This window comes from Psychrobacter proteolyticus, from assembly GCF_038155145.1.
Taxonomy (GTDB): domain Bacteria; phylum Pseudomonadota; class Gammaproteobacteria; order Pseudomonadales; family Moraxellaceae; genus Psychrobacter; species Psychrobacter proteolyticus_B.
Genome location: NZ_JBAKAY010000001.1, coordinates 355,308 through 371,294, shown reverse-complemented (window position 1 = coordinate 371,294; position 15,987 = coordinate 355,308). Strand labels below are relative to the sequence as shown.

Annotated in this window: 13 protein-coding genes; 6 read left to right on the top strand and 7 right to left on the bottom strand. The window is 43.0% G+C overall.

What is annotated here, in order from left to right; genetic code table 11:
* Positions 1-16: 16 nt before the first annotated feature.
* Positions 17-793 carry a hypothetical protein gene (locus tag V6252_RS01485; protein ID WP_341608989.1) on the top strand — a complete coding sequence of 259 codons (777 nt, stop codon included), beginning with the start codon at positions 17-19 and terminating at the stop codon, positions 791-793.
* Between the two features lie 116 nt (positions 794-909).
* On the opposite strand, the gene V6252_RS01480 is transcribed toward V6252_RS01485, so the two are convergent.
* From V6252_RS01480 to glpK, 4 genes are all read right to left on the bottom strand, one after another.
* Positions 910-1,602, bottom strand: coding sequence for a TetR/AcrR family transcriptional regulator (locus V6252_RS01480; RefSeq protein ID WP_101205430.1), 693 nt, complete (start codon positions 1,600-1,602; stop codon positions 910-912).
* Between the two features lie 237 nt (positions 1,603-1,839).
* On the bottom strand, positions 1,840-2,862 hold the full coding sequence (locus V6252_RS01475; protein WP_341608988.1) for an endonuclease/exonuclease/phosphatase family protein: 1,023 nt from the start codon (positions 2,860-2,862) through the stop codon (positions 1,840-1,842).
* A gap of 266 nt (positions 2,863-3,128) precedes the next feature.
* Positions 3,129-3,641, bottom strand: coding sequence for a hypothetical protein (locus V6252_RS01470; RefSeq protein ID WP_057759401.1), 513 nt, complete (start codon positions 3,639-3,641; stop codon positions 3,129-3,131).
* Between the two features lie 254 nt (positions 3,642-3,895).
* Complete coding sequence (glpK, locus tag V6252_RS01465; RefSeq protein WP_341608987.1) at positions 3,896-5,506, bottom strand: glycerol kinase GlpK; 1,611 nt, start codon at positions 5,504-5,506, stop codon at positions 3,896-3,898.
* A 542-nt stretch (positions 5,507-6,048) separates the two neighbouring features.
* Here glpK and V6252_RS01460 point away from each other — a divergent pair.
* The 5 genes from V6252_RS01460 (at position 6,049) to V6252_RS01440 (ending at position 12,425) form a co-directional block, all read left to right on the top strand.
* Positions 6,049-7,707, top strand: a complete 1,659-nt coding sequence (locus tag V6252_RS01460; protein ID WP_341608986.1) for a TolC family protein — start codon at positions 6,049-6,051, stop codon at positions 7,705-7,707.
* A 102-nt stretch (positions 7,708-7,809) separates the two neighbouring features.
* Positions 7,810-8,676: a YihY/virulence factor BrkB family protein gene (locus V6252_RS01455; RefSeq protein WP_341608985.1), complete on the top strand. Its 867-nt coding sequence runs from the start codon at positions 7,810-7,812 to the stop codon at positions 8,674-8,676.
* Between the two features lie 48 nt (positions 8,677-8,724).
* A complete protein-coding gene (locus V6252_RS01450; RefSeq protein WP_341608984.1) occupies positions 8,725-9,924 on the top strand; it encodes an HlyD family secretion protein in 1,200 nt (399 codons plus the stop codon).
* 3 nt (positions 9,925-9,927) lie between these two features.
* Positions 9,928-11,235, top strand: a complete 1,308-nt coding sequence (locus V6252_RS01445; protein WP_341608983.1) for an ABC transporter permease — start codon at positions 9,928-9,930, stop codon at positions 11,233-11,235.
* Positions 11,235-12,425, top strand: coding sequence for an ABC transporter permease (locus V6252_RS01440; RefSeq protein ID WP_341608982.1), 1,191 nt, complete (start codon positions 11,235-11,237; stop codon positions 12,423-12,425). The genes V6252_RS01445 and V6252_RS01440 overlap by 1 nt, the downstream gene beginning before the upstream one ends.
* A 93-nt stretch (positions 12,426-12,518) precedes the next feature.
* On the opposite strand, the gene sthA is transcribed toward V6252_RS01440, so the two are convergent.
* The 3 genes from sthA to ppsR form a co-directional block, all read right to left on the bottom strand.
* Positions 12,519-14,168, bottom strand: a complete 1,650-nt coding sequence (gene sthA / locus V6252_RS01435; RefSeq protein ID WP_057759390.1) for a Si-specific NAD(P)(+) transhydrogenase — start codon at positions 14,166-14,168, stop codon at positions 12,519-12,521.
* A 100-nt stretch (positions 14,169-14,268) separates the two neighbouring features.
* Entirely contained in the window at positions 14,269-14,670 is a 402-nt protein-coding gene (locus V6252_RS01430) for a DUF4377 domain-containing protein (RefSeq protein ID WP_341608981.1), read from the bottom strand.
* Between the two features lie 129 nt (positions 14,671-14,799).
* Positions 14,800-15,696, bottom strand: coding sequence for a posphoenolpyruvate synthetase regulatory kinase/phosphorylase PpsR (gene ppsR, locus V6252_RS01425; protein ID WP_101205440.1), 897 nt, complete (start codon positions 15,694-15,696; stop codon positions 14,800-14,802).
* Between the last annotated feature and the right edge of the window lie 291 nt (positions 15,697-15,987).

Genomic DNA, 15,987 nt, shown 5'->3' with positions numbered 1-15,987 from the left:
ACATAAGGTTTACACCATGTTTGATTCAGCCATCAATGCAGCACCTTTCAAGCGCTCAGTATGCGTTACACTATCAGCTTTATTCTCGTTAACCTTTATGCAGCCAGCTTTAGCTAAGAGTGAGACTGTCCAAGTGGCTAACTCAACTAGCATGGCTAAATACTGCCGTGATGATAGTCAGACTCAAGTACGCTCTTATAGATATCAAAGCGAACAACAGCGCCTGTTAAATTGTATGGTCACGCAATTAAAACCCTATCAACAAAAAGACAAGACAGCCGCTCAACAGTATTTCGCTTACAAAGCGCAAGCGTGGTTGAACTATGCTATTCATCAAGACAGTATGAATAGCCGCTCATCCGCAGGTCAAGTTGCGTTAGAAATGGCAGAGCCTATATTGCAAGCGCTAGATAATGACACGGTACAAGACTTGGGCTTGCATCAAGATATTCCGTCTACCTCTGCCTTAATGCGCCCTGATCTATGGGCAACTTTAAGCGCACTTAAAGACGGTGATGGCATAGCGTCAGCACCACGTGAGATGGCATTTAGTGAAGTGGCTTTGATTTGGGCAGCAACCAATCAATGTGCGCGAGGCTGGCGCGAATCTGGTATGCATTTTCGCATGGCTGATCGCTGGCTTGAACAAGCTCGCGAAGCTTACGTCAATGCCAATAACTCACAGACCAATGTAGCGCTAGAGAAGTCAATAGTCAGTTATCATAAGCAGTACTCGCCTTTAGACGCGAGCGATGATACTTGCCGTGGACAAGATTTGACATCTAACCGTTAGAATAATCGATGTTTTATTAAAAATATTAACCTCTATTACTTCCAATCTTATACTAAAAATTAGACGCGAAAAAGCCGACATATTTGTCGGCTTTTTTATGTTTAAAGTGAGCTAAATTAGCGGTTTTTACGTGGCAACTTTTCTGGTAGGTAACAACGTAAATAAGCAATAAATGCTGTATTTGCTTCTTGGATATACTCTTCAGTAATACTCTGATGACGGCGATAAGACAACGTAAAGATAGCATTTACGATGCTATAAGCAATCAACAAGGTATCTTGGATATCATGGAAGTTTGGCATCTCATAACGCTCTGACAAACGCTTATAGACCAGATCAACGATTTGATGATCCATATCTTCACCAAAGCTATCACCTTCAAAATCAGGTGTATTGGTGTCATAGATAAGCTTGGCTTTGGTCTCATCGTTATGGAATATCGTAATACAATGATCGATAAGCGCCGTTAGATACCCTTGCCATCTGTCATAGTTGCCAATATCGACCGTCTCTACCATCTCTAATATTTCAATCGCATTCAAAAAACGCAATGCTAAAAATATTGCTTCAATATTAGGGAAAAAATGATAAGCAGAAGCTCTTGGTATGCCCGCTTCTTCACACACAGCTGCTAACGTAATATCGTTAATAGCATGTGTTTCGCTCAATTTTTTGGCACCAGCCAATAGTTTTTGACGACGTGCACGGCCTTGCTGGCTAGTAAACTTAAACTTATTAGGTACAAGCTTTTTTGCCAATTCCGAATCTACCAACACATCTTCAATTTTTTCGTCTTTGTTATCACTCATTGTGAATCTCTTAATGTTGCGCCCTATTTTATAAATATAATCTTCATTGAATAGTATTTATCCTCAGATAAAGGATGGTTGACTGTTGGCTAAAATATAAAGCCTGTATGGTCACTACTATGTTCAATGCAGAGGCATCATAAACGCTTGCACATTATCAAGCAAGGGACATGAATAGGTTAAAAAATAATCCTACGATCAGCAATTTAATAGAGCTAACCGTCTAATTTTATAAAGTTAATCATTGAGTTTTATTTTCGCCCTTATAATACCATGATCAGTGACTCTATCGGCATAGTCCCACTTCAAATGATCATTAAAATAATCGACCCGTTCGACATAACCGAGCGAAAACTTACTATCAGGCAAAAACTCTTCTGAAACAAATAACTGGTCGATAACTTCTGGCATGCCTTGATATATATGGGTATAGGCAACATCCTTCATCCAGCCATATCGTGCCTGAATCCGAGCAGCATCAAAAAGTGCGACATCACGCATACTTTTATCGTAGTTGACTTCCCCAGTTTCTGTCATCAACTGAGTAGTCACGCTACCTGTGACATCATTCATATCGCCCAATAGGATCAATGGTTCACGGGTATGTTGCAATCGCTCTATGATAGACATACGGATAGAGGCCGCTTCTGCCGCGCGCATACATAAACTACGAAGCTTGGCGCGAACTCGAATATTTGGATCGTCCATGTCTTCTAATAGGTCACCATTTTCGTCGCGTAAGAAAAAAGCACGTTTGCTTTTTAGGTGCGCTGTAATAATTGTAATGGGCTGCCCGTAGGCGTCAACACGTAACACTAATGGAGGACGGTTGAAGCGTTGATAAGGGCCGATATCAGGCACATCAATAATGGCTTTTGGTGCTATATCCTCTAGCAAACTGGTTTCTAACTGCTCAAATCGGCTGATAATACCGACAGCAGGTGTATTCTGTGCACCCATGCCTTTGGTATATATGCTCGCGCTATCGTTACTTGCAAGTGGAATGACCGCATGCTCAGGCTTGAAACCTAGTGAAACAGCCAGCGCTTCTAATGCATCACTATCCCAAACCTCTTGTACTGCGATAATGTCAGCATGCGCTTTAGCCAATAAATCTGTAAGACCTCGCAGCTTATGTTCATAGGCTTTATCGTTATAAGCTGGCGCATTTTCATAATAAGTCCGATTAGGGTTCGCAAAGTTCAGCAGGTTTGCCGTTGCGATATAAAACTGTTTACTACCTTCAGTGTTATTACTCATATGTTCCCCATCGCTCTCATTATTATAGTACATAATATTCACGTATGTGTATACGCTGCAAATTTCATGCCTAAAAAAACTTCCAAAGTTAAACCTTGGAAGTTTTAAGATAGCATAAATGTTGATAAGTAGATTTACTAATAGAACTGGACATACAATTAATCTATTTTAGGTAATGATATAGCAATCTCTAATATTAGCTAATTACTAAGTGCATTTTTTACCAAAATGTTTGACTAACCGTTCTAATAGTTACCTAAACTCTCTTATGATACGCGGTTCCATGCATCACGTGATGCTTGACGCGCTTCGTTCCATTCCATGCGAGACTCACCTTTTACTTCGTGCCATGAGCGCTCTAAATCTGCTTCATGATCTTCAAAACGAGCATCTACTGGATAACGAGCACGGTTCGCATAACCGACTGCATATGCTGGATGTAAGTCACGGTCGAAATCGTATTCTTCTCTATGATAATCTGCATTTGCATACTCTGCACGCCAGTACGCTTCTTCGTGAGTTGGATCAATAGCTTCTGCTGCTGCATGACCTGCGCCGCCACCAACGATAGCACCAATAGCACCACCAATTAGCGTACCCAATGGACCTGCCATCGTACCAATAGCTGCACCTGCTGCTGCACCGCCTACACCGCCGATACCTGTACCTACTGGATGTGAACCTGGCTCACCGGTAATGATGTCTGCGTTTAAATCTTCTTTTGTCTCTTTTGACATATGTTTTACTTCACTGCGATCGATAGCATCATGGTTACTCATAGTATTGTCCTTAAATTATTTATTATTTATTATTTATTGAATTATTTATTTGCTAATTATTAGCGGTCTTACTAAATCCAATTGAAGTATAGAAATTTATAGGTAAGGACAGATAGGCCGATTTTGTAAACTGTGTCCGTATTGCGATTATCTTGCGTTACAGCCTGTATCTTTATCACATTTGTGTACATCAGCCTCATACTTTGAGTAATTATAAATGTACGATCACAATAAATTTACTAAGTAAATCAATTTTATAATGGCATTAGAGACCTTTTGATAGCCTGTTGCCATTTAGCAAGATGTTGCTCACGAGTATCAGTCGACATACTTGGTTCAAATACCCGATCTACCTGCCATGAAGCTTTCATTGTCGATTCATCATATAACCCAGTTTTCAGACCTGCGAGGAGTGCTGCGCCCTTCGCCGTAATCTCTGTATCTCTAGGACGTAACACCGGAACACCCAACAAATCTGCTTGGAACTGCATGAGTAAATCATTATTTGCAGCGCCACCATCTACTCTCAGCTCAGTCAAAGGATGAGGGCTGTCCTTTTGCATAGCGATAAGCACATCATAGGTTTGATAAGCAACGGCCTCCAATGCAGCGCGTGCAATATGTGCCTTAGTAGTACCGCGGCTCATACCAGTGATGCTAGCACTAATATCCGAACGCCAATAAGGCGCGCCCAGTCCAGTAAAAGCAGGTAATAGAACAACATCTTCGCTACTGTCCACTTGGCGAGCTAGGTCTTCGACATCACTACTTTGCTGAATCATACCCAAATTATCACGCAGCCATTGAACGATAGCCCCTGCCATAAAGACACTGCCCTCTAGAGCATAAGTGACTTCCTTTTTGGGCGGTTGTAGCATGCGTTTTCCTGACTGTACGATTTGGTCAAATGATAAATTGTCTGGACGAATTGGTGACGTTTTACGTTGCCACGCGATGGTGGTTAGTAGCTTATGCTCACTCAATTTTGGCTGCTGGCCAATATTCATCAGCATAAAACAGCCTGTGCCATAAGTGTTTTTGGCCATGCCTGCATCAAGGCAACCTTGCCCAAAGAGCGCTGCTTGCTGATCACCCAATACTGCTTGAATGGGTATTTGCTTTGCAAACAGGCCTTTTTTAGTTTTGCCAAAATCACCGTCGGACGATAGTACTTTAGGCAATATATGCATAGGTATGGCAAATCGGTCACAAAGTGTCTCTGACCATGCCAGCTTATGGATATCAAATAACAATGTGCGAGAAGCATTGGTCACATCGATGACATGCTCCCCGCCTGTAAGCTTATAAATCAGCCAACTATCAATCGTGCCAACCGCTATCTCCCCTCTGCTGGCTCGTACACTTAGCTTCGGATTGTTTTCGAGTAACCACGCAATCTTACTGGCACTAAAATATGGGTCTAAACGCAGACCTGTAATACGCTGAACCCCATGTGCCATGTTGATACTATCAACACCCTGATGCACAGGGTCATTCATACTATTGCTAGCGCTTTCAGCAGCAAGCGTCTTACAGTAATTTGCGGTACGCCTGTCTTGCCAAATGATGGCAGGAGCCAGTGGCTTGCCAGTTTGCTTATCCCACATCACAATAGACTCGCGCTGATTGGTAATCGCGATACTGGTAACGTCAGTGGCAAGCAGTCCTGCCCGATTAATAACATCGTGTGCACAGCTAATCTGAGTTTGCCAAATCTGCTGTGCATCTTGTTCAACGAATCCAGCTCTGGGTGTTTGCAGCGTCGTTGGCTGTTGTACCATTTTGATAGGACGCGCCTGATCATCGTACAATATCGCTCGACTCGATGTGGTCCCTTGATCCAACGCTAAAATATACCCTGCCATGACACACCCTCTACTAATGTTATTTATTCTATCTGCTAGCCATTTAGTGACTATTCATTGACTGCTACTTATTAATTGCTACTTATTGACTAATGCTTATTGAGCATTTTTTATTTGTTAATTACTGTCTAAATGCTTTCATAATAAGATTAAAAACAAAATCTAACTAAAAATAAATTGCGCGAATTTAAAACGTCTTGTTGGCTATGTTGTTACTTATAAACAGATATTTAAAAATTAAATCAATCCTCTATCATACCGCTACTGGTCACACAATAGAAAACGGCAAAATACTGAGCATTGACCCGTCACCATTGTGGCTCTACAGTGTACCTCTTATGACGAATGACCGCTTGTTAGCGCTTTTAATATAACCGTATTTTTATATTAGAATATGAATGATTTATTTAAGCATCATTTTTTCGCTAGCTAGCAAATAGTCTATAATAGTTCAGCAAATTTATATCCTGAGCAATAAAATCTATCGGTGCTGTTCCTTATTTTATAATACCTTACATTCTAATTAATGGCTTATGTGACTTATGAAATTCATTTTATCAGCGCTACCGACTGCTATGATGACAGTTGCAGTCATGAGCGTGCCTGTCATGACTTACGCGAGCACTGACGCTGACAGTATAGAATTGTCAGATGATGTTACACCAGTGGCTGTGACACAAATCATAGATGCTGATAGTCCAACTGATAATGATAAACCAGCTGTAGCGCCTTTTCATACAGTACCAAACCCTCAAAACGCTGAGTCGCAGGCACTGTCTACGCTTGTTGACCCTATTACACATAAAACAGTCGATAACAGCTACGCATTAGACGTCTCAAGCTTTTTGAGCTTAGAGCAAGCGCAGAAGCTGCTGGTACAAGTATCACCTAAAATTGCTGCCAATCAAGCAGCGATTGCCGCTAGCGAATACCAGACTGACGCGCTCAGAACTATCGATAATCCGCTCGTATTTGCTCGAGTATCTGCCAGTGCCTATCATTTAGATGAGGATATAGATTTATCCTCTCTCAAAAGCGGTATCGTCAACGAAGTAAACAATGGCGTAGATAACATAGTCCCTCCGACAGCAGACCTACCAGACTTTGGTGAGCTGGTCGGTGAGCGTATTCCCGACTCTTATAACTTCAAGCGCTCAGGCTCTACGTCGGGTGCAGGTCTTGGTGTCGTTTGGCCTATTTATACTGCTGGGCGCACAGACGCATTGACTGGTGCCTCGGATGCACGTACGCAAGAAGCGATGGCTGATAGCGTACTGGATAAAAATGAGCTTTATAATACGTTAATTGAGCGTTATTTTAAGGCACAGTTAGCGATTATCGCTGCTTACTTACGAGAAGACGCTTACGATACATTGCAACAGACCGACCATATGGCCGAGCGTCTGTTTGAAGAAGGTTTTATCTCACGTGTCGATAGACTAGAAGCACAGTCGGCGCTTGCGGATGCCAAGAGTGAATCCGTCAATGCGAATAATGACGCGCGCCTAGCCATGATTGCGCTACAGCGTCTACTACGTACCGACTACCGTATCAAGCCGACCACACCTTTGTTTGTCTCTAGTCGCCCTCTACCAGATGTGAGCTACTTTCAGGACTTGGCACTAAATAACCATCCTGGACTGCAAAAAGTTGCAGCCAAGCGGGCACAGGCTCAGCAGTTACATGCGCTATCAGATACAGGCTACAAACCAACGATATTACTATACGGTTATGGTCAGGTAGAGAAAGATCCAAGCTGGGTCGCTGGTATATCTGCCAGTTGGAAACTATGGGGCGGACTCGATAAATCCGCATCACTAGCATCCAGTAGTGCCAAAATACGTCAGGCCGATCTCTCTGAGATTGAAGTCAGTGACAATTTATTGCTACTGGTAGAAAAAAACTGGCACGATGTTAATAATGCCCAATCACGCTATCAGGCACTGCAAAGTAATGTTGATTTGGCAGCAGAAGTATTGCGATTACGACGCTTAGGATTACAAGAAGGTGTAAATACTACCGTTGACGTAGTGCAAGCACAGACGCAATCGCTGAAGGCACGTACCGAGCAAGCACAGGCTGCTAATGACTATGTACAGTCACTGGCTGCCCTTATGCAAAGCTGTGGTACGCCACTTGCTTTTAATGCTTATCTCAATGCCGCTGATATTCAATTGCCTACTTTATATACTGAGCAATGATGTGATATGAGAAACCATAAGTCGTGCTGATAAACGCTTTGTATTACCATAAAGCCGATATCGAAAATACTATTACCAACCCTATTACGAACAGCTGCTTTTATGAAAAAATTGACCTCTACATCGATAAAAAACTGGCTACAGACGTTACTAGAAACGTGGCGTATTGCCAATAATTCTAACGTTTGGGCGCATTGCGCAAGCGTAGGTTTCTTTGGATTCTTATCAATTTTTCCAGTGATGGCTGTTTTTGTCTTGCTTTACGGTCTTGCGTTTTCTCCTGCCGAGATGCAAGAGCAAATCTCGCTTTTGAGTCAGTTTATACCTGATACAGTATATGAAGTGCTTAACTCTCGTCTGAGCGAATTGGTTTCTACAACTACGTCTGCCCTGACTTTCAGTCTGCTTATATCGTCCTTGCTCGCACTTTATGCTGGCTCTAAAGGTATCAAATCTTTAATTATTCTTATTAACCTTGCGTTTCATATTACTCAGGAGCGTAGTTTTGTACAAAGCACGATTCGCGCAGTTGGTTTGACCTTTGCAGCAGTAGTCGTATTGTTTATCGCAGTCTCCTCTATCGCGATTATTCCCTTGGGAGCCGCCTACTTCCCTTTCCCTCAGATAGCCAAGACAATTGCGCTTTGGAGCAGGTGGCCCATATTGACAGGTATCATATTCTTAAGCTTTTTAGGCCTTTATCGTCTAGCCCCAAATCGTGATGCCGTCGCCCTCAAAAAATTGATGCCGGGCGCTGCGCTGGCAACGGTTTTATGGATTATATTGTCCATCTTATTTTCAATTTATGTACAAAACTTTAATAACTATAGTGCTGAGTTTGGCGCGCTTTCAGCTGCTGTGGTCATTATGCTATGGCTCTATTATTCAGCATTTATCGTCGCTCTTGGTGCTATTTTTAATTCTGAAACCATAGACAACGCCAAGCCTTATGCGTTTCGAGTGTACTAGTAATAAACCCTTTATTTTCAATTTTGTTGCTTTAGGAATCTCATTGTCATGACAGAATTACCACGCGAATCAGACGACTCAAATAAATCAGCTGATGCAACCGAGTCAGTGACCTCTCAAGATACACAAAATTCAGTCGATCCTGTAGAAGACGTGTCTGATATTGAACCAGAGCAACCGACACCTGCTTATAATCGTGACGCCTCTAAAACTGACAAATCTGCGCGTATAAAAAAAACATTACTTGCCCTATTCATACTGATTGTCCTTGGTACGATTGCGTACGGCTTATACAAAAGTAATGCGCATAGCGAGCCAGAAGTTATTACGCTACAAGGGCAAATGCAGATGCAGCAAACGTCTATCGCTGCAAAAGTGCCAGGGCGTATTGCCCAAATTATGGTAACAGAGGGCGATACGGTAACGGCAGGTCAGCAACTGGTTGAGATGGATTCGCCTGAGATTAATGCCAAGATTAATCAAGCACGTGCTGGTAAGCAAATCGCACAAAGTCAATTAGATAAAGCAGAAAATGGTGCGCGCCCGCAAGAAATCGCACAAGCAAAAGCTGCTTGGCAAGCCAATAAAGCCGCGTCTGACTTGGCAGAAAACACCTATCAACGTGTCAATCGCCTTTACGAAGAAGGACTGATGGCGCGACAAAAGCGCGATGAGGCGTATGCGCAATATCTCGCTACTCAAGACCAAACCGAAGCAGCCCGCTTGCAGTATGATCTGGCACTAGAAGGCGCACGTACTGAAGATAAGTCAGCGGCCACTGCACAAGTCGCACAGGTCGATGCAAAACTCGATGAAGCGCTAGTAGCAAAAGAGGAAGCGAACCTAAGAAGTCCTATCGCTGGTATCGTCGATAATGTCATCGTGAGTGCTGGAGAAGTCATCGGTCAGGGAGTTCCGCTCCTGACGTTGGTGGATACCAATGACCAATGGGTAGTACTTAACGTCACTGAGTCTTATTTAAATCAATTTGCTATTGGTCAGACATTTACGGGTACTATCCCAGCGCTGTCATCAGCGGATAAGCCTTATACAAAACAGTTTACCGTCTATGCGACATCGACCTTATCAGACTTTGCCACTTGGCGTCCGACCAATAATGATGATGGTTTTGATGTGCGCACTTTTGAGGTAAAGGCACGACCCTCTAAGCCCGATGCCCGTATCCGCTCAGGTATGAGTGTGGTCGTACGTATCAATCCTACTCCTGTCAATCAGAACCAAGAGTAAGCCATGCACTTGACTAAGTTAAGTGAGGCTTTTTTACGCAGTGCAGCCTACGAGCGCCGTTTTTTGGCAAAAAACCACTGGGACTTTAGCATGGTGGTATGGATACCACTGGCAACGGTGCTGCTAATATGGTGGATATTTTCACAGACTCAAATTACCGATTTGCCTATCGGAGTCATCGATCAAGACAATAGCGCTGTTGCCAATACTGCCGTCCGTTACTTAGAGGCCAGTCCTACTTTGACGGTCAGACAGCTGTATTACTCCCAAGCGGATGCAGAGGCTGCCATTTTACAGCGCGATATTTATGCTGTTGTCATTATCCCAGAGGACTTTTCTCGTAATATCTTATCGAGCCAGCCTGCTCCGTTGACTCTACAAGTTAATGCACAGTACGGTACGCACTCTGGTATTATTCAGGCAGGTGTCCAAGCGGTCGCTAGTACATTATCCGCAGGCGTAGAGATAAAACGATTGGTCAAACAAGGCGTAGCGCCATCACAAGCGATGACGGCTTACGCGCCTATCAGTGTGCAGCGTATTAGCTTATTCAATGCTGCGACCAATTATCAGCAGTTTTTGGCATCGACCGTCATACCTGCCTTATTACATATATTGGCAATGGTCATTGGCGCAACCACGATTGGCCGCGAGTTACGTGATAAAAATATCGGTCGCTGGTACCGTTTTATTGATACAGGAAAGCCTAATCTAACGCTATCCAGAGCCTCAGAAACATCATCTTCGCTATCAACCAAACAAAATAGCAGCTATAACAAAGCATCATCGAATGCAAAAATGCCCAATTCGGTCAGCCTATCAGTTTTAGTATTTGGTCTATTGGGTAAATACTTTTGGCCAATACTGGCTTATAGCTTGTGGTCAGCGTTGATATTGTGGCTGGCAACGTCCAATCAGAATATCAACATTACGTCTCTCATGGCAGTCTACGCTGGGTTTTTGTGCCTGATGGTATTGTCGTTTTGGCTGGGTGCTATTTTTACTTTGAATTCTTTTTCATTACGTATGGGTCTATCGACTACCGGATTTATTTCAGCGCCTTCTTACGCCTTTGCCGGTGTTACTTTTCCATATATTGCGATTAGTGATAGCGCGCAATATTGGTCAAATGCGCTGCCGCTAACGCATTATCTAAAGCTTCATATTGCACAGTTACAAATGCAAGCACCGATCGCCATCTCTCTACCTATCGTTTATGGCCTCACTCTTGCGGTCATAATAGCGCTAGTACTTGCGGCACTATTAACCAAACGCGCATTGGCGCATCCTGAACGTTGGGGAGCACGCTAATGTCTGCACAATCAAATAATACACACTCAAAAGCTAATTTAACCGACCCTCCTGCTTCGCAAAGTTTTTGGACCAGCTTTATTCAAACTTTCAGAGACGTCTTTGGCGACAAAGGCGTACTTTTGATGTTGATTATCGCCCCTATTATCTATGGGTTTTTCTACCCTTGGCCCTACTCGTCTGAGGTAGTCAATCATGTGCCAGTAGGTATCATTGATCATGACAACAGCAACTTATCGCGTACTCTCATTCGCTATGCGAGTGCTAGTCCATATCTAGACACTGAACGATTTATCAATGAGCAGGCTGCCAAAGAAGCCATATGGTCAGATCAAATTGCTGGCTATATGGTGATTCCAGCTGGTCTTGAAGAACAAGTTCAGTCTGGAGAGCAAGCGCACGTCAGCGTACTGGGTAACGGCGGTTATTTTATTTTAAATAAAAACGTCCAATTGGGTTTCTCTCAAGCAGTAGGTACGGTATCCGCAGGCATCAAGGTAAAGAAAAGCATTGCGAAAGGCGCTTATGCATCTACCGCAGCACAGAACACGCAAGCCGTACCGCTACGGATTATGCCACTGTATAACCAAACTGAGGGCTATGGTGCTTATGTCGTACCTGCTGTCTCTGTTATTATTTTACAGCAGACACTTTTAATGGCGGCTGCGATGCTGATTGGCACATGGTATGAGCAGCGCCGTCACAGTACGAGTGTACGTGGCTGGCTAGGACGTATTGGAGCGCTAAGCTCGCTTAGCTTTATCGTTGGCTGCTTTTATTATGGGTGGGCATTTGAGCTACATCATTATCCACGCGGACAAAACATGCTTGGTACGCTGCTGTTTTTAGCACTATTTTGTCCGACAGTCGCAACGCTCGGCTGCGTGCTCGGATTATGGTTCCGGCAGCGTGAGCGCAGTATGCAGATCTTAATTTTTATCTCCTTACCGATATTCTTCTTAAGCGGCTACCCTTGGCCAGCTGACCAATTGCCTCAAGTATTACAAGTAATACGTTGGCTGGTACCAACCACGCCTGCAATCAATACCTCTGTGCAGCTTAACCAAATGGGTGCCAGTGTTTCTCAAGTCGCTATAGGATTTTACGCGTTGGCCGGCTTATGGTTGCTCTATTTTGTTTTATTGCTATTTTTACGCAAGCGTATTCCCCAGCGAAAAGCCTACCTATAAACCCTCAAATTAATTAAATCTATGAGCATAAAAAAAGCGCTTACTAATAATAGTAGGCGCTTTTTTATTTATACGATATAAGTAGACAATGGTTTAAAACACTCGGTTCAAACCATTCAATGCTGCCACACGGTATGCTTCTGCCATCGTTGGATAATTGAAAGTCGTATTTACAAAGTACTCAAGCGTATTGTTGCTCTTACACTTCATCACTGCTTGACCGATGTGAATAATTTCTGAAGCGTGGTTACCGTAGCAATGGATGCCTAGAATCTCTAACGTATCACGATGGAATAATATCTTTAATACGCCTGAACGTTCACCAATGATTTGGGCACGTGCCAGATGTTTAAAGAATGCCTGACCCACTTCATATGGGACTTTTTCATCCGTAAGCTCTTGCTCTGTCTTACCGATACAAGAGATTTCAGGAATCGTATAAATACCAGTCGGTACACTAGATACTGGCTCAGCATCACTATCACCAACCATAAAGGCAGCGGCACAGCGACCTTGGTCATAGGCAGCAGAAGCTAGTGATGGCCAACCGATTACGTCACCAGCAGCATAGATATTGTCGACGTCCGTACAGTAAGTGTCATCTACTTTTAACTGACCACGGCCATTTGCTTTTAGCCCAATGGCTTCTAAATTCAGGCCTTCGGTGTTACCTGAGCGACCATTTGACCAAAGAATGGCATCAGATTTGATGCGCTTGCCGCTCTTTAGGTGCAAGACTACATAATCATCATGAGTCTCAAGATGATCAATCTCTTCGTTACTACGGATAAGCACACCGAACTGTCTAAAGTCATGCGCGATGGCATCACTGATTTCGCTGTCTAAGTAATTAAGCAACTGATCTTGGTTATTGATTAGATCAACTTTGTAGCCAAGACCAGTAAAGATAGACGCATACTCACAACCAATCACCCCTGCACCATAAATAATGATTTTTTTGACCACATAATCCATTTGCAAGATTTTGTCAGAGTCAAAAACGCGTGGATGGTTAAAGTCTAAAATCTCAGGACGGTAAGGACGACTACCGACAGTGATGATGGCTTTATTGAAAGTGATGGTTTCATAAACATTTTCATCGACTTCAATACGTAGCGTATGTGCGTCAATGAAACTTGCCCAACCTTGAATGACTTCGATACGGTTGCGCTCATAAAAACGTGTATGGGTACTAACTTGACGACGAATAACTTGACGCGCTTTGGCGAGTACTTCATTTAGCGGTACTTGCTTATATTCCATCGCCTTGGTAAACATTGGATCGCGGCGGAAGTTAATCAAGTTAAATACAGATTGGCGTAGTGCTTTACTTGGAATCGTACCAACGTGAGTGGAGTTACCCCCTACTTGATCACGTGGATCGACGACCACGACTCTTTTACCAGACTTGGTCAATTTCATAGCAGCGGCTTCACCAGCAGGTCCCGCCCCTAAAACAACTGCGTCATACTCATACTCATGATCGTCACTTTTTAGACGGCGAGAATCTTTGGTAAAACCAGATTTAATATCGATTCGTGTGTCATCGAGCGGATTCACTAGGTCTGGATGATGCATGACATCATCAGTCACTTGCTCGTGAGTCTGCTCTATCTTTTCTTTTTTGTTCTTACCTTCGGTATGTTCAGGGCTTGGCACGTGTCCGCTAGATTTATTTGATACTTCGGTATGAATATCTTTACCAGTATCGTTGGTCTCGTCGCTTGCACTTTTACTTACCATGATGTCCTCTTTATATTTATTTATCGAGTAAATGTTTGAGATATAAATGAATCAATATGTCGATGAGTTAGTATCATGTAGATAAATGAATACCGTCCTACTAAGGCATGCCCACCATACGTTGTGACAATATGTTTTGCAATGTCCAGTGACCAGTAGCGCTCTGCTGCCCTTCATCAATCTGCGGGCGGGCGCTAATAATGTACTCTGTACCAAGGGTTGGTTTGAAATCGTCGATCCAATCATAAGGAATTTGGAATACGCTACCGTCTTTAGACTTAGCAAGTAGGCACTGCATTGGCAATTCTGAAGCACAAGCAACACGGTTTGGCATGACGGTCAGTGTCTGCGCTTCTCCCAATACGATACTTGGAATATAGCGCGGCTCAGGTACTGGATCCTTTGCAAATGGTGATGTTTGACAAGCACTCAGTAAAGTCGCTGCACTGATTAAACCTGCCAGCAACAACGATGGATTTATAGATTGATAGGCTGAAATCATAATATTCTCTATATGATAATTATCTAGGATGAAATGATGTATGTTTATTAGTGTTTTTTGCGCATTTATTAGAGCTGACTGAACACTTATTGATACCGATTGAACAGATACTGTTTAAGCTGACATTCATTATCCAATACGGCGTTTGAGACCTGTCATCTGCAAAATACGTGTGGCAATCTCTTCAACAGACATCTCCGATACATCTAAGCTTGGAATACCATGCGTGATATATATACCCTGAATCGCGCGCTGCTCTTGCTGACATTGCTGATAGCTAGAATAACGACTGCCTGCACGGCGCTCTTGACGGATTTTTACCAAGCGATCAGTATCAATAAGCAAACCAAATAGTTTATCTTTGTGCTCACGTAATGCTTTCGGTAATTGATTGTCGTACAAATCATCTTCAGTCAAAGGATAGTTAGCCGCTCGAATACCGAATTGTAATGCTAAATATAAAGAAGTCGGCGTCTTACCTGAGCGTGATACACCCACCAAAATAATATCGGCTGCATTATAGTGACGAGTACGCGCGCCATCGTCATTGTCTAAGGCAAAATGCACTGCATCAATACGCTCTTTATAGGTTTCAGAATCGACATCATCATGTGCATGGCCTGAATGACCATCTGGCTCCACACCAGTCTCTTCTGCAACACGGCCAATCAGACCTTCATACATATCCAAGTTACAGCTGTGTGCTGAGTTGATCTTTTCACGAATCTCAGGATTGACGATCGTATCAAACACCAATGGCAACGATCCATCGCGCTGATACGCCATGTTAATTTGTTCAACCGCATCTTCCGCACGCTCTAAGCTATCGACGTATGGCAATACTCTTGTTTCAAAAGGAACCGAGGCAAACTGACTCAAAATAGCGCGTCCAAGTGTCTCAGCCGTAATCGCTGTGCCATCTGAGATAAAAAACGCCGTTCTAATGGCTTGTGAGCTGTCCAAGTTTAGCGCATGGCGATTTTGGATAGTGGACTTAACTTGTTCAGATGGATTGCTTGAGTACATATCGTTGACACCTCGGTTGAAAACTCAATAGTGACCTTCATTTAGTTTTTGGTATAGATCTTAGTAATAATTCAGACTTGGTAAACAGTTATCAGTTATTGACTATTAATAGCATGACTTTTGCTCGACTTTTTATAGTTGCCTTTATAACTCGTATCTTAGGTTCTATAACTGCCTTCTTCAAACGAACCTTTTTCAACACCTATACCGCACATTTATTATGCAATGTGCATCAACTATCTATGCGCTACATTATACGCATATTAGCCTCTTAATAGAAATCAATGTTAC